This is a genomic window from Streptomyces sp. MZ04, from assembly GCF_004684775.1.
GTDB lineage: Bacteria > Actinomycetota > Actinomycetes > Streptomycetales > Streptomycetaceae > Streptomyces.
The window spans coordinates 1-23,821 of sequence record NZ_SRIC01000035.1 but is presented as its reverse complement, the minus strand read 5'-3'; the positions used below and the strand labels follow the sequence as shown (position 1 = coordinate 23,821).

Below are 23,821 nucleotides of genomic sequence, written 5' to 3'. Positions count from 1 at the left end.
GCCGGTTCACTACACCAGCAACGTGCTGACCAGCGTCTCCTGCAGACCACCCAGCCACAAATAGGCCATCACCATCGGTTTACGCGCATCCGACTCCGGCAGCTGGTAGAGGAGGTCCGTGTCCTCCTCGTCGATGACGTCGAGGCGGGCGCCGATCGCGAGGCGCAGGTCGTTGAGGGCGCCGAGCCAGTGCCGGGACTCCTCCGCCGACAGCTTGAGGACGGCACCGCCGTCACCGGCCGCCGTCATGGAGTCCAGGGAGCGGATCACGACGAGCGCGTCGTCCCGCTTCTTGGCCCGCAGGTCGTTCTCGGTGAAGCGCCTGAACTCCGCGGAGTACGCCCGCAGTTCGCCCTCGTCGGCCTTCTCGCTGCCCGGTCCGCCGTACGCGTCGGGCAGCAGCCGCTGGAGCACCGGGTCGGTCGGCGGCTCGCTGGGGCCTTCCGCGAACAGCTCGGCGAGCGGATCGCCGGTTGCGTCCTCGGCCGGGCCCGGGCCGATCAGCTCCAGGAGCTGGACGGCGAGGGAGCGGATGATCGAGATCTCGACCTCGTCGAGCGCGACGGCTGCGCCGCCCCCGGGGATCGCTTCGAATTGTCCTGGCATCAGATGCGTCGCTGCTTCCGGTCCACTGCTGTCGGCCTGCTACTTGCGGTCCTGCTGGAGGGTGGCCCACAGCCCGTACCCGTGCATGGCCTGGACGTCGCGCTCCATCTCCTCGCGCGTGCCGGTGGAGACCACGGCTCGGCCCTTGTGGTGCACATCCATCATCAGTTTTGTGGCCTTGTGCTTCGAGTACCCGAAGTACGACTGGAACACGTACGTCACGTAGCTCATCAGGTTGACCGGGTCGTTGTGCACGAGCGTGATCCAGGGAACGTCCGGCTCAGGGACGGCGAACGTCTCTTCGGCCGATTCCGGGCGCGTGATCTCTGCGGGAGCCGTACTCACTTGTCCCATGCTGCCACCCGTAGGGGGGCCGCGCACAAATGGGCCCGGGAAATCGTCAGAGTGACGAGATGCGGGGTAGCATCCTTCGTATGAACACAGCGGACCTTGGGCTGCCGGTGGATGTTCCGTCGACGGCGCTCTTCACCGATCACTACGAGCTGACGATGCTGCAGGCCGCGCTGAAGGCCGGCACCGCCGACCGGCGCTCCGTCTTCGAGGTCTTCACGCGCAGACTGCCCGAGGGACGGCGCTACGGAGTGGTGGCCGGCACCGGGCGGGTCCTGGACGCCGTGGAGAACTTCCGCTTCGACGCCGACGTCATCGGCTTCCTGCGCGAGCGCCGTGTCGTCGACGAGGAGACCCTCCAATGGCTCGCCTCGTACCGCTTCCGCGGTGACATCTGGGGCTATCCGGAGGGCGAGGCCTACTTCCCCGGCTCGCCGATCCTGCGCGTCGAGGGCTCCTTCGCGGAGTGCGTGCTCCTGGAGACGGTGATCCTCTCCATCCTCAACCACGACTCGGCGATCGCGGCCGCCGCGTCCCGGATGGCCTCGGCCGCCGGTGAGCGCCCGCTGATCGAGATGGGCGCGCGCCGCACGCACGAGCTGGCGGCCGTCGCCGCATCGCGCGCCGCGTACGTCGGCGGCTTCACCACCACCTCCGACCTGGCGGCGGGCTTCCGCTACGACATCCCCACGGTCGGCACGTCCGCGCACGCCTTCACCCTCCTGCACGACAACGAACGGGACGCCTTCCAGGCCCAGGTGGACTCCCTCGGCCCCGGCACGACGCTCCTGGTCGACACGTACGACGTGACCGAGGCCGTCCGCACCGCCGTCGAGGTCGCCGGGCCCGAGCTCGGCGCCGTGCGCATCGACTCCGGTGACCTGCTCCTGGTCGCGCACCGGGTGCGGCAGCAGCTGGACGAGCTCGGCGCGACGAAGACGAAGATCGTCGTGACCTCCGACCTCGACGAGTACGCCATCGCCTCGCTGGCCGCGGCGCCCGTCGACGCGTACGGCGTGGGCACCCAGCTCGTCACCGGTTCCGGGCACCCCACCTGCTCGATGGTCTACAAGCTGGTGGCGCGCGCCCACTCGGCGGACCCCAAGGCCCCGCTGGAGCCAGTGGCCAAGAAGTCGCTCGGTGCGAAGTCGTCCGTCGGCGGCCGCAAGTGGGCCGCCCGGCGGCCCGACGAGCACGGGGTAGCCGAGGCCGAGGTGATCGGCACAGGACCGGTGCCGATGGACCTCGCCGACCACCAGCTGCTCGTCGAGCTGATCAAGGGCGGCGAGGTCGTGGCGCGCGAGCCGCTGGACACGGTCCGCGACCGGCACGCGGCGGCACGGGCCCGGCTCCCCCTCTCCGCCACCCAGCTCTCCAAGGGCGAGCCGGTCATCCCCACGGAGTACGTCTGAGGCGAGGCGGCCGCCGCTCCTCGCGCGCCGGGGCAGCCGAACGCCCCCTCCCGCAACGCGACGGAAGTCTCTACGCTCGGTTCATCCGGCCGAGTCCCCGCAGCTACCCAGCCAGCCGTGCCGACCGAAGGACACCCGATGCGCCGCGCTCTGATCGTCGTCGATGTGCAGAACGACTTCTGCGAGGGCGGCAGCCTCGCGGTCGCCGGGGGCGCGGACGTGGCCGCCGCCATCACCGAGCTGATCGGCCAGGCCCCTGCGGGCTACCGGCACGTGGTGGCCACCCGGGACCACCACATCGAGCCGGGCGACCACTTCTCCGACCACCCGGACTATGCCCGCTCCTGGCCGCCGCACTGTGTGGCGGGGACCGAAGGGATCGGCTTCCACCCGAACTTCGCGCCGGTGGTCGCGTCCGGGGCGATCGACGCGGTCTTCGACAAGGGGGCCTACTCGGCCGCGTACAGCGGCTTCGAGGGGGTCGACGAGAACGACGTGTCCCTCGCGGACTGGCTGCGGGCGCGGCACATCACCGAGGTGGACGTGGTCGGTATCGCCACGGACCACTGCGTACGGGCGACCGCGCTCGACGCCGTGCGGGAAGGATTCAGCACGGTGGTCCTCCTGGACCTGACCGCGGGGGTCGCGGAGGCGACGACGGAGCGGGCTCTGGAGGAGCTGCGGGAGGCGGGGGTCGAGCTCACGGGGAAGCCGGTCGTCTAGAGGCCATTCCGGAGCGCTCACACCCCGGACGGCCGCGCCCCCGGCCTCTGACGCTTCAGGGCGCGAATCGGATGCCAAAGCTCAGCCGCAGCGTCCGGTGCCGTGCGCCATATGAGGCCGTCGGGGTGGTGCAGGACGGCCGTGATCTCGTCCGGGGTCGGAGGTTCCGCGTTGCCCCGCAGATAGACCGCCCGCAGGCCCAGATTGCGCAGGCGCGTCAGCGCCCTCGCCCGGTTCACCGCGTGGACGATCATCCGGACATTCCCCCCGCACACCGACGGGCTCGGCAGCGTCAGGGCCACCACCACGGTGCCGTTCGGCAGCCGGCTGAAACCTCCTGCGGACATGGCTGGTCACACCCCCGTAAGACATCGCACGAGGTCCCTGGCCGGACCCCGCGTCAATAAGAAATCCTCTGGACGCACCTAAACACGATCGGCCGCCGCCCGCTAGAGGGCGACGGCCGATCACGCTTTGACCTGCGGAAATGCGAACTACTTCACCGAGGGAGCCACCTGGACCGTGATCGACGAGCCATCCTTCGGCTCCTTGACGATCTTGATCTTCGTGTTGGTGTCAGTGACCTTCACGCTTCCCGTGGGGTTCTCCTTGAACCAGTAGGTGCCCTTGTGGTCGTCGAAGACCGGGACGCCCTTCTGAGACTTGATCTTCAGCGCCACGTCCGCGTTGTGGAGCGTGAACGCGTCCGTCGCGTACGTGCTGAACGGCGCGTCGAACGGCTGGATCTTGTTCCGCAGCAACGTGCCGTCCGCCCACTGCAGCGGCTTGGCGTGCGCGTCCACCGGCAGGATCAGGCCCTGGCCGGGGTGCTTGCTGACGTTGTTGTCCTTCTGCGAGGTGTCCCACTGCCAGACCATCAGGCCGGTCTGGTACGCGTAGTGCTCGACCCAGTCCGGACGGGACTTGGAGAAGCCGAAGTTGTACGGGCCGACCTTCAGGGTCTTGTCGTACGACACGTACTGGCGGTTCTCCGCGAGGTAGTACTGGTCGTAGTCCTTGGTGAAGGACTCGCCGATGCGCGAAAAGCCCTTGGACGTCCAGCCGTTGTCGTCGCCCTCGGCACCGTCCTCGAAGACCTTCGCGCCGTCCGCCGTCACGGCGAGCTTGTCGGCCGCGAAGCCCTTGCCGGCCGTGCCGCCGTCCGTCGCGTACCGGAAACGGAGGTCGATCTTCTTGCCGGCGTACGCGTCGAGCGGGAAGGCGAGCTTCTTGTACGCACCCGAGACACCGGTCAACGCGGGCTTGTCACCGGCGTCGCGCGGGATGGCCTTGCCGTCCGCGGTGCCGTCCACGGGCGTCCAGTTGGCGCCGCCGTCCGTCGACACCTCGGTGTAGAGGTAGTCGTAGTTGGCCTCGATGTCCCACCAACCGTCAAGGGACAGCTCGGCCTTGGACTTGCCGGTCAGGTCGACCGACCGCGTCAGGGTGTTCTTGAGGTCGTCGCCCTGGTCGCTCCACCACTGCTTGGAGCCCTCGGTCGGCTTGACCACCGTGGTGGTGACGGCCTTCTTCGGCAGCTCGACGACGAGCGCCTGCTTGTTCTTGGTGTTGTACTCCGAAACACCCAGCTTGTGCGTCGACTTGGTCGCCGCCTTCGCCTTGCCGTAGTCGAGCCAGCCCAGCTGGAACTTGTCCCAGGCGGTCATGTCGCCCGGCAGGTCACCGATGGCGTCCTTGCCGGTGCCGAGCCAGGAACCGGCCGACATCAGCGACCAGAAGCCGACCGAGTTCTCGGCCTTGCCCGTGGTGTCGTACAGGTCGGGCAGACCGAGGTCGTGGCCGTACTCGTGGGCGAAGACGCCGAGGCCGCCGTTCTCCGGCTGCATCGTGTAGTCGCCGACCCAGATGCCCGAGTCGCCGATCTGCGTGCCGCCCGCCTTGTTCTCGCCGGGACCGGTCTTGCCCGCGTCGTTGCCGTACGCGTACCAGCGGTGCGCCCAGAGGGCGTTCTCGCCCTCGGCGCCGCCGCCGGCCGACTCGTCCTCGCCCGCGTGCACGAGCTGGAAGTGGTCGATGTAGCCGTCCGGCTCGTTGAAGTTGCCGTCGCCGTCGAAGTCGTAGCGGTCCCACAGGTCGTACTTGGCGAGGTCCGCCTTGATCTGCGCGTCCGTGCGGCCCTGGGCCTTCTGGTCGGCGGTCCAGGCGGTGACGCCGTCCTTCACCGCGTCCCAGACGTTGGCGCAGTTGGTGTCGCCGCAGTAATTGGAGCCGTAGCGCGCCTCGTTGTAGTCGACCTTGACCCAGTCGGAGACCTCACCGTTGACCGAGTAACGGCCGGAGGAGGTCTTCTCGTAGTAGGTCTTCAGCGAGTGCTTGGCCTTGCCGTCGGCGTCCTTGCCCTCACCGAAGTAGAGGTCCTGGAAGTGCTTCTGGTTGTAGTCCTTCTGCCAGGCCGTGCTGTTGTCCTTCGCACGGTCCGGCTCGGCTATTTTGTTGTGCGCCGGTCCTGGCTTGCCGCCGTACTTCTTGACCGGCTTCTCGGGCCCGTCCGGACCGTCGGGGTCGTACATGGTGGTGTCGTCCACCTTGTCCCCGAACTCCACCAGGATCGTGAAGATCTTGTCGGTCTGCTGCCGGCCGAGCTCGACGTACTTCTTGTCGTCGAGCTTCACGACCTGCGAACCGTCGCGCTTCTGGATCTTGGCGTCGCCCGCGACGACCTGCTCAAGGGCCGACTGGCGCTGCTGGGCCTGCTCCTTGCTGAACGGCCCGTCGAGGTCGTGGTCGACCTGGGCCTTGGCCCTGCTCGGGTCCTGCCGGTCGATGGCGGGAGCCCCGGTGGGCCCGCTGTCCTCGGCCGATGCGGTGGCTGCCGAGAACGTGGCGGCGGCCGCGGCCATCGCCACGGCAGCCGCGGTGGCTCTGAACGTCCGTCTGCTGACTGTCACTTGATGCTGTCCTCCCCCGCGTCCGCGCGGGGGCGGACGAGTCCCGGTCGGAGGAGGTCCGCGCGCGATACGCGTCACAAGTGACGACATTCGACCGGAGATGCGGGAGAAAAGACAGACCTTGACTTGAACAGGCCAAGTGCACTATGCAGTCCCGGACATCCGCTATCCGGACGCGCGCGGGCGGCTGCCGGAACGCGCGGGGGCGCCCTGCGAAACGGTCAACGGGCGCGTCCCACCGTCCACTTGGTGGACGCCATGAACCCGTGCGCCCCCTGTGCTGCCGCACCGTGGGTTAGGTCACGCTTACCGCCCGTTCCCGTCGGGCATGCAGCGGAATAGAGTCAATCGACGGTGCGCTACAGCGTGCGACGGCACTTCTCAAGTCGCCATCGCCGGGCACCCTTTGATTCGTGTACAGCACTACGGATCCACGGTTATACAGCACAACTCATACGGTTCGACACCCCCTCCGCATCCGCTGTTTCCGAGGACGGATTACGCCATGCCTCGTCCCATGCCGCTGCCTCGTCCGACCCCCGCGCAGCTCACGTACGGCACAGTGACCGTCGTCTTCTCGACGCTCGCCATGCTGCTGCTCTCCCAGACGAGTTCGGGGATCGGGGTGGCGGTCATAGCCGCCGCCGCGCTCGGCCTCGGGTTACTGGTCGCCATGACCGTTCCCCAGCCGAAACCCGCCGCTCCTGCCGCCGCACGCGTCGCTTCCGTCGTACGCGCCGCCGAGGAGCGCGTGCCGGTGCGGCGTGCCGCCGCCGCGCCCGTGCTTGCCGAGTCCGTACGCGAACCGGCGGGCCCGTGAGGACCACGAGCCCGCCGCATACCTTTCCGCTACCGCCGCGGTAGTGGTGACCGGTGACCGCCCTCAGGTGGTGCTGACCACCACCGTCTTGGCCGCCTTGTCGTGCAGGCCCTGCTTGTAGGGCTTGTCGAAGAAGCTCCAGCCGCCGCAGATGGCCGTCCAGATGCAGGCGCAGCAGAACGCGAACGGGATCCAGAGGACGGCCGCGCGGGCGAGCGCGGTCTGCAGGGTGGGCGTCGCCCCGTCGTTGAGGTTCGCGACCCGCATCCCCAGCCACTTCTTGCCGAGGGTCTGGCCCGTCTTGGCGATCAGGAAGCTGTCGTACGCGATGTAGAGCACGGCGGCCAGCAGCGACTGCCCGAAACTCTTGCCGAACTCGACCTTGTCCGGGTCGACATCGAACTCGTTCGTACGGAAGAGCCAGGAGAGCAACCAGACGACCACGCCGACGAGGATCATGTCGATGATGCGGGCGAGGACACGTTTCCCGCTGTCGGCCAGGGGCGGCATCCCGGCGAGGGGATCCTGCGCGCCGTATCCGCCACCGCCGTAGGGATCACCGCCGTCGCCGCCGTACGGCGGTGGGCTCGGCGGGGGCTGCTTCTTGAAGGGGTCGTTGTCGTTGTCGTCGTCGTCGGGGGGCGGCGGGTACGGCGGCGGTTCGGTACTCATGGGGCGAGTCGACCGCGAAGGGGGTACGTCCGCACGCGGCGAGCGGCTGTACGGGTTAAGAACCCCGCCCACCCGTAGGTCTTCCAGCCCGGCCGCAGACCATTCAGCCCGTCCGGCGTTTGAGGACGAACTCGGCGGAGCCGGTGGGAAACGCTAGCCCGCCACGAACGTGCCCGCTGCCTTGTCGTGCCAGCACTGGCGCCACGGGCGGTCGAAGAGGCCCCACAGGATGCCCACGAGCCCGATCACCAGGACCCCCGGCACCGCATACACCAGCCACCGCTTCAACGCCGCCCCGAACGACGGCGCCTCGTGCTCGCCCATGTCCCGCACCTCGAGCCCCAGCAGCTTCTTCCCCAGCGTGCGACCCCACTTGGCGGTCGGCACCGCTTCGTAGAGGACGCCGAAGACGAGCAGGACCGCCAGGACCATGCCCAGGTACCCCGCCGTGGTGCCGTCCAGGAGCCACACCGTGACCTTCTCGCCGGACATCTTCGCCGCGTCGATCTTGCTGTCGACGTGATCGGCGGCCTTCGTACCCAGCGGCAGCGCGGCCGCACCGGTGACCGCGGCGAGCACCACCGTGTCGATGAGCCGCGCCACGAACCGCTTGCCCATCCCCGCGGGCCGCGCCGCCGCCTGGGCCTGCGCCGCCGCGAGGAACGGATCGTTGGCGACCGGCTTCCACGGCACCACCGGCTGCTGCTGCGCCTGACCGTCGGACTCGGCGAGCTGGTGGACCTGCTGGGCCCACGAGGGCGAGCCGCCACCGGGCCCCGAGGTCACCGGCGACGGCCTGCCGCCGTGCGCACCGCCCTGCTGCGGAACGGAAGGCTGCGCGGGCGCGGGCGTCGGCGCGGGAGCGGGAGCGGGAGCGGCCTGCGGAGGAACAGCGGCCTGCGGCGGTGAGGACTTCGGGCGCAGGGCCCTGATCGCCATGGTGCCTTCGGTACCGGCCGACGGCTGCTCGTTCGCCGGAGTGGGCCGCACCGGCCCACTGGGCCTGCGGAACGTGACGGTGCCGTCGGTCGCAGGAGGCGGCTGCTTGGCAGGCGTACCCGATGTGCCCGACGTATCCGACGTACCCGATGCACCCGACGTACCCGGCTTGATCGCACGGATCTGCACCGTGCCAGGACCCTCCTCTCCCGGAGAGGGAGACGGAGACGGGGACGGGGACGGGGAAGAAGGCTCCGGCTGCTGCTGCGGGCGTTCGCTCGGCACCCGCGGGTCCCTCGGATCGCCCTGCCCTGCCCCACCCCACGACACCCGCCGGTCCTGCTCACCGCCGAGACCGGTCTGCCGGCCCGCGTCCGCCTGCCACGCCGAAGCGGGCTCGGGCCTCGCCCCGTGCTGCGCGTCGGCGGCAGAGGCGGCAGAGGCGGCAGAGGCGGCACCCTCGGGAGCCTCCGGCATCGGCTCCTCGTCGAAGAAGACCGGACCGGTCTCCTCCGCAGCGGGAGCCGCGGGAGCCGCCGGAGTCGCCGCTGCCGCACCCGCGCCGGGCGGCGCGGGCAGCGTTTCGCCGTCGGACGGGGCGGGACGGCTCGTACCGGGCACCCAGGCCGCGCCGTTCCAGTACCGGACATATCCGGGAATGGACGGATCGGGGTAGTAGCCTTCGCGGGGCCTGTCGTCGCCTGGGGCCGGAGTTGGGGCGCTCATGTCCGTCGTCCCGTATCTGCTCGGGGGTCTTTTTGAGGCTCCACATCTATCAGACCTCCGCCTCCGCCTGTGCGGGTCCCGCCCTTCCGGCCCCCATCGGGGCACAGTTCAGCGGTTCCCCGACCCCCTCCGAGAACCTCCGAGAACCTCCGAGAACCTCCGCGAAAAAACTTTCCGGAAGTCGCGTAATGCTCCGGCCGCCTCGCGCTCTCTCCTTGCACGGGTCCGCTCCCAGGGCCCCGAACAAGGAAGGAACGCACCGACATGCACACCGTGGTGGAACGCGAGCTTGAGCTCAAACTCGTCCTCTCTCCGGAACGCGCCATTCCCGTCCCGGCCCGCCTCACCTACCGCACCGACGATCCCTACGCCGTCCACATCGCCTTCCACATCGGCTCCGAGCACCCGGTGAACTGGACGTTCGCCCGCGAGCTGCTTGTCGAGGGGGTGTTCAGGCCCTGCGGCCACGGCGACGTCCGGGTCTGGCCGACCAAGGTCGAGGGGCGCAGCGTCGTCCTGATGGCGCTGAGTTCACCCGACGGTGACGCGCTCCTCGAGGCGCCCGCGCCGGCCGTCTCCGCCTGGCTCGAGCGCACGCTGCGGGTGGTCCCTCCGGGCTCTGAGGCTGAGCGGCTCGGCATCGACGACGGCCTCGCCGAGCTGCTCACGCCGACCCCGGCCGACGATCTCTGGCTGCGCGACCCGTGGCCGAGCGACGAGTCCAAGGACGGTGAGTGAGCTCCGCAGCCACGGGGGCGACAGCGGAGGCGGATCAGAAGAGCTTGCCCGGATTGAGAAGGGAGAGCGGGTCGAACGCCGTCTTGATGGCGCGCTGCATCTCCACGCCCACCGGGCCGATCTCGCGTGCCAGCCACTCCTTCTTCAGGACGCCCACGCCGTGCTCGCCGGTGATCGTGCCGCCGAGTTCCAGACCGAGGGCCATGATCTCGTCGAAGGACTCGCGGGCGCGGCGGCCCTCGTCGAGGTCTGCCGCGTCGAAGCAGACGGTGGGGTGGGTGTTGCCGTCGCCCGCGTGCGCGCAGACCCCGATCGTGAGGCTGTACTTATCGGCGATGCGGTCGACGCCGGCGAGCATGTCCGCGAGCCTGGAGCGCGGTACGCACACATCGTCGATCATCGTCGTGCCCTTGACGGCCTCCAGCGCGGTGAGTGACAACCGCCGCGCCTGCAGCAGCAGTTCGGACTCGGCGGCGTCGTCGGCGGGGACCACCTGGGTGGCGCCCGCCGCCTCGCACAGCGCGCCGACGGCGGCGAGGTCGGACGCCGGGTCCGGAGTGTCGAAGGCGGCGAGGAGCAGCGCCTCGGTGGTCTCGGGGAGGCCCATGTCGGCCAGCGCGTTCACGGCCCTGATGGTCGTACGGTCCATCAGCTCCAGGAGCGAGGGGACGTGCCCTCCTTCCATGATCTTGCATACGGCGTCGCAGGCGGCCTCGGCCGAGCCGAACTCGGCGGCCAGGACGAGCTGTTGGGGCGGCTGCGGCTTCAGGGCGAGGGTCGCGCGGACGACGATGCCGAGGCTGCCCTCGGAGCCGACGAAGAGGCGCGTGAGGTCGTAGCCCGCGACGCCCTTGGCCGTACGCCGACCGGTGCTCATGAGCCGTCCGTCGGCGAGGACGACGTCGAGGCCGAGCACGTACTCCGCCGTCACCCCGTACTTCACACAGCACAGGCCGCCCGAGGCCGTGCCGATGTTCCCGCCGATGGTGCAGGTCTCCCAACTCGAGGGATCCGGCGGGTAGTAGAGCCCGTGTTCGTTCACGGCGCGGGAGAGGGCGGCGTTGACGACGCCGGGTTCGACGACCGCGACGCGGTCGACGGGGTTGATCTCCAGGATGCGGTCCATCTTGACCAGGGACAGCACGATGCAGCCGTCGCTGGCGTTCGCGCCGCCGGACAGGCCCGTGCGGGCGCCCTGTGGGACCACCGGGACGCGCAGCTCGGTTGCCGTGCGCATGACGTGCTGGACCTGCTCGACGGTGCGCGGCAGGACGACGACGGCCGGGGTGCCCGCGTCGCAGAAGCTCGCCATGTCGTTCGCGTACGAGGACGTGATGTCCGGGTCCGTGAGGACGGCGTCGGCGGGGAGGGCCTCGCGACCGACACAGAGGAGTTCGATGAGTGTGCGGCTCATGATCACAGCCTCGCACCCGGGGCCATCGGTGTGAACCCGTGGGCGACGCCCGTCCACACGCCGGGATGTGCTCTTCGTATAGACGGACCGTGACGCACAGTGTGCGTCATGAAGCCTTCGGTGAAGCGCGTACTGATCGCCTCCGTCGCCGGGTGCGTGGTGCTCGGCGGCGTACTCGTGGTGCTGCCCGGATCGGGCGGGAAGGCGGCGCCGCCCGCGCTGGGGCCCGCCGGGCGGGCGATGGCGGCGGCGGGTGCGGGGGTTCCGGCCTCGCTGCCCGACCTCGCGGTGCTGATCGGGGAGCGCGAGGCGCATCTGCGGGCGCATCCGGCCGACGACCACTCGTGGGCGGTGCTCGGGGCCGCCTACGTCGATCGGGGCCGGCGGACCGCGGACACCGCGTACTACCCCAAGGCCGAGCAGGCGTTGCATACGTCGCTGAAGGCGCGGCCCGCCGGGAACGTGGAGGCGCTGACGGGGCTCGCGGCGCTGGCGAACGCGCGGCACGACTTCCGTGGGGCGCGGAAGTGGGGCGAGAGCGCGGTCAAGGAGTCGCCGAAGCGGTGGTCGACGTATGCGGTGCTCATCGACGCGTACAGCGGCCTGGGCAACGCGAAGGCGGTGGGCAAGGCCCTTGACGCCCTGCAGGAGCTGCGCTCGGGCAGCCCGGTGATGGCGCGGGCCGGGCAGGTCTACCGGGACCGCGGCTGGCGCGAGGACGCGGCGGCGACGCTGACGGACGCGGCTGCGCTGGCGGAAGGGCCCGCGGAGAAGGCCTTGTGCCTGCACCGGGTGGGCGAGCTGGCGTGGGAGCGAGGAGAGCCGGCGGAGGCCCTGCGCTACTACGAGGCGGCCCTCGCGGCGGACCCGGACCACCACCCGTCCCTCGCGGGAAAGGGCCGCGCGCTCGCCGCCCTGGGCCGTACGCCGGAGGCCCTGAACGCGTACCGGAGCGCGCTGACCCGTCAGCCCGCACCTGAATACGCCCTGGCGCTTGGCGAGTTGTACGAGTCGCTCCACCTGACGCCGGCGGCCCGCGCCCAGTACGACGTGCTGCGGGCCCGGGTGGAACAGGAGGAGGTCGACGGCGTCAACGACGAACGGATCCTGGGCCTGTTCGAGGCGGACCACGGCGACGCGGACGAGGCGGTGCGGCGCCTTCGGGCGGAGTTCAAGCGGCATGCGAGCCCGGAGGCGGCGGATGCGCTGGGCTGGGCGCTGCACCGCGCCGGCGACGACGAACAGGCCCTCAAGTACGCCACGAAGGCGACGGACAAGGGCCCGCGCAGCGCCCCCTTCGCCTACCACCGGGGCGAGATCGAGCGGGAGTTGGGCAAGTACGGAGCGGCCCGCCGCCACATCGGCGAGGCCCTCCGCATCAACCCGTACTTCTCCCCGCTGCTCGCCCCGGCGGCCCACTCGGCCCTGGAGTCCCTGGGCGACCCCCCGGAGGGGGGCCCGGAGCAGATGTACGCCCCGGCCCCGAAGCAGGCGGGCCCGGCCGCTCAGAAACCCTCGGTCAGAGATTCCCCCGCTTCTCCTGCTCCCGCTCGATCGCCTCGAACAGGGCCTTGAAGTTGCCCTTGCCGAAGCCCATCGAGCCGTGGCGTTCGATCATCTCGAAGAAGACCGTCGGGCGGTCCTGGACCGGCTTGGTGAAGATCTGCAGCAGGTAGCCGTCCTCGTCCCGGTCGACCAGGATCTTCAGCTCGCGCAGGGTCTCGACGGGGACGCGGGTCTCACCGGCCCAGTCGCCGAGGGTGTCGTAGTAGGAGTCGGGGGTGTCCAGGAACTTGACGCCCGCCGCGCGCATCGTGCGGACGGACTCCACGATGTCGTTCGTGGCGAGCGCGATGTGCTGGACGCCCGCGCCGCCGTAGAACTCCAGGTACTCGTCGATCTGGGACTTCTTCTTGGCGATGGCGGGTTCGTTGATGGGGAACTTCACCTTCAGCGTCCCATCGGCCACCACCTTCGACATCAGCGCGCTGTACTCCGTCGCGATGTCGTCGCCCACGAACTCCTTCATGTTCGTGAAGCCCATGACCTTGTTGTAGAAGGCGACCCACTCGTTCATCTTGCCGAGCTCGACGTTGCCGACGCAGTGGTCGATCGCCTGGAAGGTCCGCTTGGCCGGCGGCTCGACGATCGGTGAGGCGGGCGAGAAGCCGGGCAGGTAGGGGCCGTCGTAGCCGGCGCGCTCCACCAGCGTGTGGCGGGTCTTGCCGTACGTCGCGATGGCGGCGAGCACCACCGTGCCGTTCTCGTCCTTGAGCTCGTACGGCTCGGTGATCCCGCGCGCCCCGTGCTCGACGGCGTACGCGTACGCCGCACGCGCGTCCGGCACCTCGATGGCGAGGTCGACGACGCCGTCGCCGTGCTCGGCGACGTGGCTCTCCAGGAACTGGCCCCAGTCCGTCGAGGCCTTGATGACGGAGGTGAGGACGAAGCGGGCGGCGCCGTTGGTGAGCACGTACGAAGCGGTCTCGCGGCTGCCCGTCTCCGGTCCGGAGTACGCCACGAGTTTCATGCCGAAGGCCGTCGAGTAGTAGTGGGCCGCCTGCTTGGCGTTGCCCACGGCGAAGACGACCGCGTCCATTCCCTTGACCGGGAAGGGATCTGCCTCGCGCGCGGTGTGGGGGGTGCCAGAGGTGGCCGAGGTGGGCTGGGTGTTCGCGGTAGCTGCCATATCCGCAGGCTCCCGCCGTATCGCAAGGTGCGCAATAGTTCGCGTTTTCGCTGGGCAATCTGGCCAGTCGCGGGTCAGTATGGCGGGGCTATCTGTACATGATGACCACCGCCGCAGGGGAGACAGGGCCACCATGACGATCGATCATCTGGACGGCAGGCTCATCGTGCTGCTCGCCCGCGAGCCCCGTATCGGCGTCCTGGAGGCGTCCCGGCGGCTCGGCGTCGCGCGCGGCACCGTACAGGCCCGGATGGACCGGCTTCAGTCGAACGGAGTCATCCGGGGCTTCGGCCCGGAGGTCGACCCGGCGGCCCTCGGCTACCCCGTCACGGCCTTCGCCACGCTGGAGATCAAACAAGGTCAGGGGGCCGATGTGCGGGCGCATTTGGCGACCGTCGCCGAGGTGCTGGAGCTGCACACCATCACCGGCCACGGCGACATGCTCTGCCGTCTGGTCGCCCGGTCGAACGCGGATCTCCAGCGTGTGATCGACCGGGTGGTGGGTTTTGATGGCATCGTCCGGGCCTCCACGGCGATCGTCATGGAGAACCCTGTTCCGCTGCGGATCATCCCGTTGGTCGAACAGGCGTCAGGTGATGCCTGACGCGGGTAGGTAGGGATACGAACAGCGAGCGTCGTACGCAGCACGCGGGCGCCGGGAGCCTCCCGGTGCCGTCTGAACCCGCGCCTGGGTGAGGTGAGCAGTTCAGTGGACTTCTGGGACTACCTCGTCAACCGCCACCAGCAGTTGCTGGCGGACGCGTACCAACACGCCAGCGCGGTATTCCAGTGCATGGTCGTGGCGACCGTCATCGGAGTACTGATCGGCGTCATCACGTACCGCAGCGAGTGGGCGGGCAATCTGGCCACGACCGCCACCTCCACCATTCTGACCGTCCCGTCGCTCGCCATGATCGGTCTGCTGATCCCGATCGTCGGGCTCGGTGTCGCGCCGACCGTCATCGCGCTGACCCTCTACGGGCTGCTTCCGATCGTGCGCAACTCCATCGTCGGCCTGCGCGGCGTCGACCCCTCCCTGGTCGATGCCGCGAAGGGCATCGGGATGTCGCGGATGACCCGCCTGGTGCGGGTGGAACTGCCGATCGCCTGGCCGCCGATCCTCACCGGCATCCGCGTGTCCACGCAGATGCTGATGGGCATCGCCGCCATCGCCGCGTACGCGTCGGGCCCCGGCCTCGGCAACGAGATCTTCCGCGGCATCGGCTCGCTCGGCAGCAAGAACGCGCTCAACCAGGTGCTCGCGGGCACGCTCGGGATCGTCATCCTGGCGCTGCTCTTCGATGCCGCGTACGTCCTGATCGGCCGGCTGACGATCCCGAGGGGTATCCGTGTCTGAGACCACCGCGACTTCCGCCGATACGACGACGGCCGAAGGCACGGCTGCCACGACCGGCGCGACGATCGAGCTGGAGAACCTCACCAAGCACTATCCGGGCAGCGGCGACCCCGCCGTGGACAGCGTCAGCATGGAGATCAAGGCGGGCGAGATCGTCATCCTCGTCGGCCCGTCGGGCTGCGGTAAGTCGACCACGCTGAAGATGATCAACCGGCTCATCGAGCCGACCAGCGGCCGCATCCGCATCGGCGGCGAGGACGTCACCGACATGGATCCGGTGAAACTGCGCCGCAAGATCGGCTACGCGATCCAGTCGTCCGGGCTCTTCCCGCACATGACGGTGGCTCAGAACATCGCGCTCGTACCGAAGATGATCGGCTGGGGGAAGTCGCGGATCAAGGACCGGATCGAGGAGATGCTCGACCTGGTCGGGCTCGATCCCGCCGAGTTCCACCACCGCTATCCGCGCCAGCTCTCCGGCGGTCAGCAGCAACGCGTGGGCGTGGCGCGGGCGTTGGCGGCGGATCCCCCGGTTCTCCTCATGGACGAGCCCTTCGGCGCCGTCGACCCGATCACCCGTGACCACCTCCAGGACGAGCTGATCCGGCTCCAGCACGAGCTGCACAAGACGATCGTCTTCGTCACCCACGACTTCGACGAGGCCATCAAGCTGGGCGACCGCATCGCGGTCCTGCGCGAGCGCTCGCACATCGCGCAGTTCGACACCCCGGAGGCCATCCTCACCAACCCCGCCGACGACTTCGTGTCGGGCTTCGTGGGCGCGGGCGCGGCCCTGAAGCGGCTCAACCTCACCCGCGTACGCGATGTGGAGATCGCGGACTTCGCGACGGTGACCGTCGACGATCCGCTCCAGGACATCTTCGACAAGCTGCGGGCCAGCGGCACGAACGAACTGCTGCTGCTCGACAAGCGCCGCCGCCCCTACAAGTGGCTGCGGCGCGGCGACCTGATGCGCGCCAAGGGCTCCCTGGCTCGCGCGGGCACCCTCGTGCACGACACCGTCACCCGTGACGCCACGCTGCGCGACGCGCTCGAAGCGGTCCTCACGGACAACGCGGGGCGGGTCGCGGTGACCGGGCGGCGCGGCGAGTACACCGGGGTGGTGGACATGGAGACGCTGATGAACTCCGTCCACGAAATGCTGGAGGCCGACCGGCTCGACGCCGTGGAGCACCAGCATGAACTGGAGGAGCAGCGCGCCCTGTTGACCCATCACGAGCAGGAGGGCGACGGAGGGGAGGCGAAGGCGTGAGCGGCATCCCCGGGAGCACTCCCCGGATCCCCGAGCACAAGCCGTCGCCCGGCAACGGCAACGGCGCCGACGACGACCGGCCCGAGGGCGAGCACGATGTCAAGGGCCACCCGTTCCGCGACATCGGCGACGGCGAACAGGAGCCGCCGCCACCGGCGGACACGTCCGGGGCGCGGCGGATCGGCTGGCAGAAGCTCACCTTCCTGCCCGCGTTCCTCGCGCTTGTCCTGCTGCTCACCTGGTGGTGGTTCGAGCAGGCCGAACTGGACTCGATCTCCAAGAACGCGCTGGCGGAGGGAGTGGTGTGGCTGCGGCTCCGCCAGCACATCCAACTGACGGCGATCTCCACCTTCTTCGTCCTCATCATCGCGATCCCGCTGGGCATCGCGCTGACCCGCAAGAAGCTGCGGAAGGCGGCGCCCGTCGCCATGGCCGTCGCCAACATCGGCCAGGCGACCCCGGCGATCGGCCTCCTCGCCCTCCTCGTGATCTGGATCGGCATCGGCGAGAAGGCGGCCCTGATCGGCATCATCATCTACGCCGTGCTGCCGGTCCTGTCCAACACGATCGCGGGCCTGAACGCCAATGATCCGACCTTGATGGAGGCCGCGCGCGGCATCGGCATGTCGGCGTGGGGGGTCCTCGGCAAGGTCGAACTCCCGCTGGCCGTACCGCTGATCCTCGCGGGTGTGCGCACCGCGCTCGTCCTGAACGTCGGCACGGCGACACTCGCCACGTTCGGCGGTGGCGGCGGTCTCGGCGACCTGATCACCACCGGCATCACCACGCAGCGGATGCCGGTGCTGATGCTCGGCTCGATCCTGACGATCGCGCTGGCACTCCTGGTGGACTGGCTGGCGTCCCTGGCCGAACTTGTCCTGCGTCCGCGCGGGTTGGAGGCGGGGTCATGAGGGTCACGTTGCGTACGGTGGCGGTCGGCGTGTCGGGCGGGGCCCTGCTCGTGAGCTGCGGTCTCACCAGCGGCAGCCCCATGGTGGACGACGTCAAGCCGGGCACGATCGGCGAGGGGCTTCCTCTGAAGGGCGCCGATCTGACCGTCACCTCCAAGGAGTTCACCGAGCAGCTGATCCTCGGCGCGATCATGGGCATCGCCTTCGAGGCGGCGGGCGCGGATGTCCTCGACCGGACGGGCATCCAGGGCTCGATCGGCGCGCGCGAGGCCGTCAAGAACGGCGACGCGGACGCCATGTACGAGTACACGGGCACCGCCTGGATCACGTACCAGGGCAACTCCGAGCCGATCGACGACCCGCAGAAGCAGTGGCAGGCGGTGCACGACGCGGACCTGAAGAACGGCGTCACCTGGCTGGCGCCGTCCACGCTCAACAACACCTATGCACTGGCCATGAACCAGAAAAACAGAACCAAGTACAAGACGAAGACCCTGTCCGACGTGGCGGCCCTCGCCAAGTCGGACCCGAAGGCGGTCACGCTGTGCGTGGAGAGCGAGTTCGCCTCGCGCGAGGACGGTCTGCCGGGCATGCAGAAGGCGTACGGGATGAGCCTCCCGAACTCCAACATCACCAAGATGGACACCGGGATCATCTACACCCAGGTCGCCAAGGGAACGTGCACGTTCGGCGAGGTCTTCACCACCGACGGCCGCATCAAGGCGATGAACCTGACGCCGATGGAGGACGACAAGCACTTCTTCCCGAACTACAACGCGGCCCCGGAGATCAACAGCAAGGCGCTGAAGGAGTATCCGGAGATGGCGGAGGTCCTGGCCCCGATCACGAGGAAGCTGAACAACACGGTGGCGCAGGAGCTGAACTCGAAGGTGGACGTGGAGGGCCAGGATCCACATGAGGTGGCGAAGGACTGGCTGATCGAGGAGGGGTTCGTCAAGGAGTAGCCACAACTGGCAGGTATTGACGGTGAGTTACAAAGACTCCGTTACAAAGACTCCGTTGCAAAGGAGACGTTGCAACGGAGTCTTTGCATGCTTACGCTGACGGCATGACCGAACAGCCGATCCCGCCAACTCGGAAGATCCACCATCTCAACGCCCGCTCCCTGCGAGGGCTCGCGCATCCACTGCGGATGCGGCTGCTCTGGTCGTTGCGACTGGACGGCCCGGCAACCGCATCCCAACTCGCCGAGAGGATGGGAGAGTCGAGCGGCGCCACCAGCTATCACCTGAGGCAACTCGGGGAGTACGGATTCGTCGAGGACGATCCGGAGCGAGGCAAGGGGCGGGAGCGGTGGTGGCGGTCCGTCCACCAGGGCACGTACACCGGCGAGGACCTCTTTCGCGACCAGAACCCGGAGGTGCGCGGCGCCCTCAACACCCTCCTGCACGAGTACGCGACACAGCGCGCGCAAGAGGTATCCACCTGGATCGCCACGAGGCACGAGTGGTCACAGGAGTGGGGCGAGGCCGCGGACACCAGCGACTTCACCTTGGAGCTGACACCCGCACTCGCCTCCGACCTGAGCCGCAAAGTCCATGACCTCATGGAGAGTTACCGCGCATTGGCGCCGGAAGAAGGCACTCCGGACGCGGCCAAGGTGCGCGTCCACTCCCACATCTTCCCGACACGGCCGATGGCCGACAGCGACTGAGAGGGGCAGGTCATGCACCCTGACATACACCTGATGCTGCATCACGACCGCGCCAAGGAGTTACAGCAGGCGGCACCCGCACGACAACCGCGCATCCATCTGCGCACTCAACTCGGCTGGACGATGGTCGAGTTGGGCCTCCGCCTCGTCAGCAGCTCGGGACCTTCTCGCCCTTTTCCAGGGAACGCAGCGCGTCAATCGTGCCCGTCAGCGTCGTGACCGGAATCAGCTGAAGGCCCTTCGGCTTCTCCGCCTCCGCGTCCCCGCACTCGGCCTTCGGGACCAGGAAGACCGTCGCCCCGTCCCGCCTTGCCGCCTGCGTCTTCATGGAGACGCCGCCGACCGGGCCGACCTTGCCGTCGTCGGAGATCGTGCCGGTGCCCGCGATGGCGCGGCCGCCGGTGAGGTCGCCGCCGCTGCCGTTGCCGTCGAGGAGGTCGATGATGCCGAGGGAGAGGAAGAGGCCCGCGCTGGGGCCGCCGATCTTGCCGAGGTCGACCTTGACGTTCACCTTGTCCGTGCCGTCCACGCCGCTCTCGTCGAGGTAGGCCAGCGCGGCCCGCGTGGCCGTGTCCTGCGACTTCTTCATGTCGCCGAGGTTGTGCTTCTCGACTTCCTTGACGTCGTCGCCCGTGGGGTAGACCGAGTCCTTGGGCATCACGGAACGGTCCGTACGGAACCAGCCGTCCACCACGTCGCTCAGGCTCACGTCCGTCTCGGGGCCCGTCGCCACGATCGTCGTCATCCGCAGCTGCCCCTTCGGCTCCCGGGTGGGGGCGCCGGTGATCGTGATGACCCGCTTGCCGTCGCTCTTCCCGAGTACGTTCGCCGTCGACCCCGGCTGGGCCACGGCGAACGGCAGCGGCGCGAGGCCCGCGACGGCGAGCAGGGCGGCCACGGGGAGGGCGCAGACGGCGAGGGCCTTGGGGCGCGAGAGGCTGGAGAGGGAGAACACGGGATCAATCTAACGTGACCGGTCCAGCGCGCTCGCCTCACCTCAGGACACGCTCGCCTCACCTCAGGACACACTCGCCTCACCTCAAGGCGTCCGCCACTTCCCTGGCCGCGTCCACCACCCTCGGCCCCACCCGCTCCGGCACGGAGTCCGCCAGCATGACGACACCGACGCTGCCCTCTATGCCGGTCACCCCGACCAGGGGGGCGGCAGCCCCGCTGGCGCCGGCCTCCAGCTCGCCGTGGGTCAGCGCATAGCCGGGATCGGTGCCGGAGCCCTGCCGGGCGGCGAGAATGGCCCGCCCCGCGGCGCCCCGGTCCAGCGGGTGCCGGAAGCCCGTCCGGTAGGCCACGTGGTAATCCGTCCACGTCGGCTCGACCACGGCTACGGCGAGGGCCTCGGTGCCGTCCACCAGCGTCAGGTGGGCGGTGGCCCCTATGTCCTCCGCGAGCGAGCGCAGCGCGGGCAGCGCGGCCTCCCGCACCAGCGGATGCACCTGGCGGCCGAGCCTGAGCACCCCGAGGCCCACCCTGGCGCGGCCGCCCAGGTCCCTGCGGACCAGGGCGTGCTGCTCAAGCGTGGCGAGCAGGCGGTACACCACGGTGCGGTTCACACCGAGCTTGTTCGACAGCTCGGTGACGGTGAGTCCATGATCGGTATCGGCCAACAGTTTGAGGACACGCAGTCCTCGGTCGAGCGTCTGGGATGTCTCCGCGGTCACGACGCCCACTCCTTAGGTGAGGGTCGGCGGCCTTTTGACGCGGCGGTTGCGTCGCCGGTCCCGTGGGCGACGCGCGTCAGAGGCCGCCGGTCGGAACTCCGGCTGCGCTCCGCGGCGGCGCTGCCACGGGGCGGTTATGTTGCGGGGACAGTAGCGAGGTCGTCCCGCTCAGCGGAAGACTCCGTCCAGAATCCGGGCACCGCGACGGGAGCTGCGCCCCTCATTGCCCCATTACGCGGGGCGCGCGCAGCGTGGTGTGCACCACCTCTCCACATGGAACACACCCTTCCGTGGCGGGCCGCGCAAAGGCCCGCGCAAGGGACCGCGAGCAGACCTCAGCGCATCCGCGTGGCCCACTCCCCGACCTTCGCGATGCGCTGGCGCAGCTGCCCCGCCGTCGCCTCCGCGCTCGGCGGGCCACCGCAGGTGCGGCGCAGCTCGGTGTGGATCACGCCGTGCGGCTTCCCGCTCTGATGGACGTACGCGCCGACCATCGTGTTGAGCTGCTTGCGCAGTTCGAGCAGCTCCTTGTGGGAGACCACCGGCCGCCGCTCGGCCGGGAGTTCGAGAAGATCCGCCTCCTCGTCCGGCCGCTTCTTGCTGTGCGCTATCTGCCGGGCCTGCCGCTTCTGGAGCAGCATCTGCACCTGGTCGGGTTCGAGGAGACCGGGGATGCCGAGGTAGTCCTGCTCCTCCTCGCTCCCCGGGTGGGCCTGCATGCCGAATTCGGCACCGTCGAAAAGCACCCGGTCGAACACGGCGTCGGACTCGAGCGCCTCGAAGGAGAACTGCTCCTGCTCTCCCGTGTCCTCGTCCTGCTCTTTGTTCGCCTCGTCCATCTCCTGCTCGGACTCGGCGTAGGGGTCCTCTTCCCCTTCCTTCTTCGGCTTGTCGAGTACGTGGTCGCGCTCGACCTCCATCTCGTTGGCGAAGCCGAGCAGGTCAGGAACGGTGGGCAGGAAGACGGACGCCGTCTCGCCGCGCCGACGGGAGCGTACGAAGCGGCCCACGGCCTGGGCGAAGAAGAGCGGGGTGGAGATGGTGGTGGCATACACGCCCACCGCCAGGCGTGGCACATCGACGCCTTCCGACACCATCCGGACCGCGACCATCCAGCGGTCGTCCCCGTCGCTGAAGTCGTCGATCCGCTTCGAGGCGCCGGTGTCGTCGGAGAGGACGACCGTCGCCTTCGTCCCCGTGATCTCGCGGATCAGCTTGGCGTAGGAACGCGCGGAGTCCTGGTCGGAGGCGATCACGAGCCCGCCCGCGTCCGGGATGGCCTTCCTGACCTCGGTGAGCCGCTGGTCGGCTGCCTTGAGCACGTTCGGCATCCACTCGCCGCGCGCGTCGAGGGCCGTCCGCCAAGCCTGCGAGATCGCGTCCTTGGTCATGGGCTCGCCGAGCCGGGCGGCGATCTCGTCACCGGCCTTGGTCCGCCACCGCATGTTGCCGGAGTAGGAGAGGAAGATGACCGGCCGCACGACGCCGTCGCCGAGCGCGCTGCCGTATCCGTACGTGTAGTCGGCGGAGGACCGCCGGATGCCGTCGTTCCCTTCCTCGTACGTGACGAAGGGGATCGGGTTGGTGTCGGACCTGAACGGCGTACCGGTCAGCGCCAGGCGCCGCGTCGCGGGCTCGAACGCCTCCAGGCAAGCCTCACCCCAGGATTTACTGTCCCCCGCGTGGTGGATCTCGTCGAGGATGACGAGGGTCTTGCGCTGCTCGACGCGGTTGCGGTGCAGCATGGGCCGCACGCCCACACCCGCGTACGTGATCGCGACGCCGTGGTACTCCTTGCTCAGCGGGCCCGCGCTGTACTCCGGGTCCAGCTTGATCCCTATGCGGGCCGCGGCCTCCGCCCACTGCTTCTTCAGGTGCTCGGTCGGCGCGACCACGGTGACCTGCTGCACGACATGGTGGTGAAGCAGCCAGGACGCGAGCGTCAGCGCGAAGGTCGTCTTGCCGGCGCCGGGCGTCGCGACGGCGAGGAAGTCACGCGGCTGCTCCTGCAGATACCGCTCCATCGCACCCTGCTGCCAGGCTCGCAGCTTGTTGGCGGTGCCCCAGGGGGCGCGGCCGGGGAAGGCGGGAGAGAGGTGGTGGGAGGAGGAGTTGGCGGCGGCGGCGGTGGTAGTCACGGTCTCCGGGTTCGCAGTTCGGCTGCACGTATGACAACCGGGCCACCCTACCGGTCAACATGACCGCGCCCCGGGGCAGACGCTCGGGTCCGCCCCGGGGTGCGACAGGTGTCACATGCCTTCGTGCAGTGCCCGCAGACGCCGGGCGATCAGCTCCACGTCCTCCAGGACACCGCTGGCCACTTCGATGACGAGCTTGTACGTCTCGTCCTGGTCCACACCGACCATGTCGGTGCCGTTGAAGTCCAGAAACACGGCCGTGCTCATCCACGCCATACGCTTGTTGCCGTCCACCAGTGGACGGTTGGTGGCCAGCGACTGAAGCAGTGACGCGGCTTTCTCGAACAGGTCCGTATACGCCTCGACGCCGTACATCTGGGACTGCGGGCGATGAACGGCGGAGGTGAGCAGCCCCAGATCGCGCACTGCGATCTGCTGCTCCCCACAGGCGACTTCGGCCAGGTCCAGGACCTCCTGGACCGTGAGGTACTTCATCGGCTACTCACCCAGCCGCTTCAGCAGGTCAGAGTGGGCCGCCGCGTACTTCGCCCCCAGACGGCGAACCGTCGCCCGGTCCGCCTCCTGCTCCAGATACCGGTCGATCGCCTGAAGCACTATGGCGTGCATGCTGCGGCCCTCTTCCTCGGCACGCGCCTTGAGGGCCTCTTGCTGATCGTCGCGCATACGAAGGTTCATAGCCATACCGCGATGGTACTACCGATGGGGTCATGGTGGTACCACTTACGTCGACCGCTCCTTCAACCGCGTCCCCACCCAAGCCCCCACCAGCGC

At 69.1% G+C, this 23,821-nt stretch carries 24 protein-coding genes; 11 read left to right on the top strand and 13 right to left on the bottom strand.

The window, feature by feature from the left end:
• Positions 1-9: 9 nt before the first annotated feature.
• Together E2651_RS10845 and clpS are read right to left on the bottom strand one after the other, a co-directional pair.
• A complete protein-coding gene (locus E2651_RS10845; protein ID WP_135330854.1) occupies positions 10-606 on the bottom strand; it encodes a DUF2017 domain-containing protein in 597 nt (198 codons plus the stop codon).
• 39 nt (positions 607-645) lie between these two features.
• A complete protein-coding gene (gene clpS, locus E2651_RS10840) occupies positions 646-960 on the bottom strand; it encodes an ATP-dependent Clp protease adapter ClpS (RefSeq protein ID WP_135330853.1) in 315 nt (104 codons plus the stop codon).
• Positions 961-1,040: 80 nt separating this feature from the next.
• Here clpS and E2651_RS10835 point away from each other — a divergent pair, with 80 nt between their 5' ends.
• Together E2651_RS10835 and E2651_RS10830 are read left to right on the top strand one after the other, a co-directional pair.
• Complete coding sequence (locus E2651_RS10835; protein WP_135330852.1) at positions 1,041-2,369, top strand: nicotinate phosphoribosyltransferase; 1,329 nt, start codon at positions 1,041-1,043, stop codon at positions 2,367-2,369.
• A gap of 138 nt (positions 2,370-2,507) precedes the next feature.
• The gene (locus E2651_RS10830) at positions 2,508-3,092 is read left to right on the top strand and encodes an isochorismatase family protein (RefSeq protein WP_135330851.1); all 585 of its coding nucleotides are present in this window, start codon (positions 2,508-2,510) and stop codon (positions 3,090-3,092) included.
• A 17-nt stretch (positions 3,093-3,109) separates the two neighbouring features.
• On the opposite strand, the gene E2651_RS10825 is transcribed toward E2651_RS10830, so the two are convergent.
• Together E2651_RS10825 and E2651_RS10820 are read right to left on the bottom strand one after the other, a co-directional pair.
• Positions 3,110-3,439, bottom strand: a complete 330-nt coding sequence (locus E2651_RS10825; RefSeq protein ID WP_135330850.1) for a hypothetical protein — start codon at positions 3,437-3,439, stop codon at positions 3,110-3,112.
• Between the two features lie 147 nt (positions 3,440-3,586).
• On the bottom strand, positions 3,587-6,001 hold the full coding sequence (locus tag E2651_RS10820; RefSeq protein WP_135330849.1) for an immune inhibitor A domain-containing protein: 2,415 nt from the start codon (positions 5,999-6,001) through the stop codon (positions 3,587-3,589).
• 523 nt (positions 6,002-6,524) lie between these two features.
• Here E2651_RS10820 and E2651_RS10815 point away from each other — a divergent pair.
• Positions 6,525-6,821 carry a hypothetical protein gene (locus E2651_RS10815; RefSeq protein WP_135330880.1) on the top strand — a complete coding sequence of 99 codons (297 nt, stop codon included), beginning with the start codon at positions 6,525-6,527 and terminating at the stop codon, positions 6,819-6,821.
• A 63-nt stretch (positions 6,822-6,884) separates the two neighbouring features.
• Here the strand turns inward: E2651_RS10815 and E2651_RS10810 are convergent, their stop codons facing one another.
• Both E2651_RS10810 and E2651_RS10805 read right to left on the bottom strand, forming a co-directional pair.
• Complete coding sequence (locus tag E2651_RS10810; RefSeq protein WP_135330848.1) at positions 6,885-7,493, bottom strand: RDD family protein; 609 nt, start codon at positions 7,491-7,493, stop codon at positions 6,885-6,887.
• 153 nt (positions 7,494-7,646) lie between these two features.
• The gene (locus E2651_RS10805; RefSeq protein ID WP_135330847.1) at positions 7,647-9,158 is read right to left on the bottom strand and encodes an RDD family protein; all 1,512 of its coding nucleotides are present in this window, start codon (positions 9,156-9,158) and stop codon (positions 7,647-7,649) included.
• 264 nt (positions 9,159-9,422) lie between these two features.
• Between E2651_RS10805 and E2651_RS10800 the strand changes: the two genes are divergently transcribed.
• Positions 9,423-9,896 carry an SsgA family sporulation/cell division regulator gene (locus E2651_RS10800; protein WP_135330846.1) on the top strand — a complete coding sequence of 158 codons (474 nt, stop codon included), beginning with the start codon at positions 9,423-9,425 and terminating at the stop codon, positions 9,894-9,896.
• 34 nt (positions 9,897-9,930) lie between these two features.
• Here E2651_RS10800 and E2651_RS10795 read toward each other — a convergent pair whose 3' ends face one another.
• Complete coding sequence (locus tag E2651_RS10795; protein ID WP_135330845.1) at positions 9,931-11,310, bottom strand: FAD-linked oxidase C-terminal domain-containing protein; 1,380 nt, start codon at positions 11,308-11,310, stop codon at positions 9,931-9,933.
• A gap of 108 nt (positions 11,311-11,418) precedes the next feature.
• Between E2651_RS10795 and E2651_RS10790 the strand changes: the two genes are divergently transcribed.
• Positions 11,419-12,885, top strand: a complete 1,467-nt coding sequence (locus E2651_RS10790) for a tetratricopeptide repeat protein (protein WP_135330844.1) — start codon at positions 11,419-11,421, stop codon at positions 12,883-12,885.
• Here E2651_RS10790 and hppD read toward each other — a convergent pair.
• The gene (gene hppD, locus E2651_RS10785; protein WP_135330843.1) at positions 12,830-13,999 is read right to left on the bottom strand and encodes a 4-hydroxyphenylpyruvate dioxygenase; all 1,170 of its coding nucleotides are present in this window, start codon (positions 13,997-13,999) and stop codon (positions 12,830-12,832) included. The genes E2651_RS10790 and hppD overlap by 56 nt on opposite strands.
• 133 nt (positions 14,000-14,132) lie before the next feature.
• Here hppD and E2651_RS10780 point away from each other — a divergent pair, with 133 nt between their 5' ends.
• From E2651_RS10780 to E2651_RS10755, 6 genes are all read left to right on the top strand, one after another.
• The gene (locus E2651_RS10780; RefSeq protein ID WP_135330842.1) at positions 14,133-14,603 is read left to right on the top strand and encodes an Lrp/AsnC family transcriptional regulator; all 471 of its coding nucleotides are present in this window, start codon (positions 14,133-14,135) and stop codon (positions 14,601-14,603) included.
• A gap of 105 nt (positions 14,604-14,708) precedes the next feature.
• Positions 14,709-15,356, top strand: a complete 648-nt coding sequence (locus E2651_RS10775) for an ABC transporter permease (protein WP_135330879.1) — start codon at positions 14,709-14,711, stop codon at positions 15,354-15,356.
• Positions 15,349-16,629, top strand: coding sequence for a betaine/proline/choline family ABC transporter ATP-binding protein (locus E2651_RS10770; protein WP_135330841.1), 1,281 nt, complete (start codon positions 15,349-15,351; stop codon positions 16,627-16,629). The genes E2651_RS10775 and E2651_RS10770 overlap by 8 nt, the downstream gene beginning before the upstream one ends.
• A gap of 122 nt (positions 16,630-16,751) precedes the next feature.
• Entirely contained in the window at positions 16,752-17,540 is a 789-nt protein-coding gene (locus E2651_RS10765; protein WP_245238733.1) for an ABC transporter permease, read from the top strand.
• Complete coding sequence (locus E2651_RS10760; protein WP_135330840.1) at positions 17,537-18,505, top strand: glycine betaine ABC transporter substrate-binding protein; 969 nt, start codon at positions 17,537-17,539, stop codon at positions 18,503-18,505. Before E2651_RS10765 ends, E2651_RS10760 begins: the two co-directional genes overlap by 4 nt.
• Positions 18,506-18,609: 104 nt before the next feature.
• On the top strand, positions 18,610-19,215 hold the full coding sequence (locus E2651_RS10755; RefSeq protein WP_135330839.1) for a helix-turn-helix domain-containing protein: 606 nt from the start codon (positions 18,610-18,612) through the stop codon (positions 19,213-19,215).
• Between the two features lie 148 nt (positions 19,216-19,363).
• On the opposite strand, the gene E2651_RS10745 is transcribed toward E2651_RS10755, so the two are convergent.
• From E2651_RS10745 to E2651_RS10725, 5 genes are all read right to left on the bottom strand, one after another.
• Positions 19,364-20,170 (bottom strand): S16 family serine protease, encoded by an 807-nt coding sequence (locus E2651_RS10745; RefSeq protein WP_135330837.1) that lies wholly within the window; start codon positions 20,168-20,170, stop codon positions 19,364-19,366.
• A gap of 79 nt (positions 20,171-20,249) precedes the next feature.
• Positions 20,250-20,891, bottom strand: coding sequence for a helix-turn-helix domain-containing protein (locus E2651_RS10740; protein ID WP_135330836.1), 642 nt, complete (start codon positions 20,889-20,891; stop codon positions 20,250-20,252).
• 335 nt (positions 20,892-21,226) lie between these two features.
• Positions 21,227-23,029 carry a DEAD/DEAH box helicase gene (locus E2651_RS10735; protein WP_135330835.1) on the bottom strand — a complete coding sequence of 601 codons (1,803 nt, stop codon included), beginning with the start codon at positions 23,027-23,029 and terminating at the stop codon, positions 21,227-21,229.
• A 111-nt stretch (positions 23,030-23,140) separates the two neighbouring features.
• Positions 23,141-23,524 (bottom strand): type II toxin-antitoxin system death-on-curing family toxin, encoded by a 384-nt coding sequence (locus E2651_RS10730; RefSeq protein WP_135330834.1) that lies wholly within the window; start codon positions 23,522-23,524, stop codon positions 23,141-23,143.
• Positions 23,525-23,527: 3 nt separating this feature from the next.
• Positions 23,528-23,725, bottom strand: coding sequence for an Arc family DNA-binding protein (locus E2651_RS10725; protein ID WP_135330877.1), 198 nt, complete (start codon positions 23,723-23,725; stop codon positions 23,528-23,530).
• Positions 23,726-23,821 lie beyond the last annotated feature (96 nt).

Bases quoted from the DNA above. Each gene is read 5' to 3' on its own strand.
- E2651_RS10790 (WP_135330844.1), top strand. From the start codon at position 11,419: ATGAAGCCTTCGGTGAAGCGCGTACTGATCGCCTCCGTCGCCGGGTGC.
- E2651_RS10835 (WP_135330852.1), top strand. From the start codon at position 1,041: ATGAACACAGCGGACCTTGGGCTGCCGGTGGATGTTCCGTCGACGGCG.
- E2651_RS10760 (WP_135330840.1), top strand. From the start codon at position 17,537: ATGAGGGTCACGTTGCGTACGGTGGCGGTCGGCGTGTCGGGCGGGGCC.
- clpS (WP_135330853.1), bottom strand. From the start codon at position 960: ATGGGACAAGTGAGTACGGCTCCCGCAGAGATCACGCGCCCGGAATCG.
- E2651_RS10725 (WP_135330877.1), bottom strand. From the start codon at position 23,725: ATGAACCTTCGTATGCGCGACGATCAGCAAGAGGCCCTCAAGGCGCGT.
- E2651_RS10825 (WP_135330850.1), bottom strand. From the start codon at position 3,439: ATGTCCGCAGGAGGTTTCAGCCGGCTGCCGAACGGCACCGTGGTGGTG.
- E2651_RS10830 (WP_135330851.1), top strand. From the start codon at position 2,508: ATGCGCCGCGCTCTGATCGTCGTCGATGTGCAGAACGACTTCTGCGAG.
- E2651_RS10810 (WP_135330848.1), bottom strand. From the start codon at position 7,493: ATGAGTACCGAACCGCCGCCGTACCCGCCGCCCCCCGACGACGACGAC.
- E2651_RS10845 (WP_135330854.1), bottom strand. From the start codon at position 606: ATGCCAGGACAATTCGAAGCGATCCCCGGGGGCGGCGCAGCCGTCGCG.
- E2651_RS10730 (WP_135330834.1), bottom strand. From the start codon at position 23,524: ATGAAGTACCTCACGGTCCAGGAGGTCCTGGACCTGGCCGAAGTCGCC.
- E2651_RS10800 (WP_135330846.1), top strand. From the start codon at position 9,423: ATGCACACCGTGGTGGAACGCGAGCTTGAGCTCAAACTCGTCCTCTCT.
- E2651_RS10755 (WP_135330839.1), top strand. From the start codon at position 18,610: ATGACCGAACAGCCGATCCCGCCAACTCGGAAGATCCACCATCTCAAC.
- hppD (WP_135330843.1), bottom strand. From the start codon at position 13,999: ATGGCAGCTACCGCGAACACCCAGCCCACCTCGGCCACCTCTGGCACC.
- E2651_RS10795 (WP_135330845.1), bottom strand. From the start codon at position 11,310: ATGAGCCGCACACTCATCGAACTCCTCTGTGTCGGTCGCGAGGCCCTC.
- E2651_RS10780 (WP_135330842.1), top strand. From the start codon at position 14,133: ATGACGATCGATCATCTGGACGGCAGGCTCATCGTGCTGCTCGCCCGC.
- E2651_RS10805 (WP_135330847.1), bottom strand. From the start codon at position 9,158: ATGAGCGCCCCAACTCCGGCCCCAGGCGACGACAGGCCCCGCGAAGGC.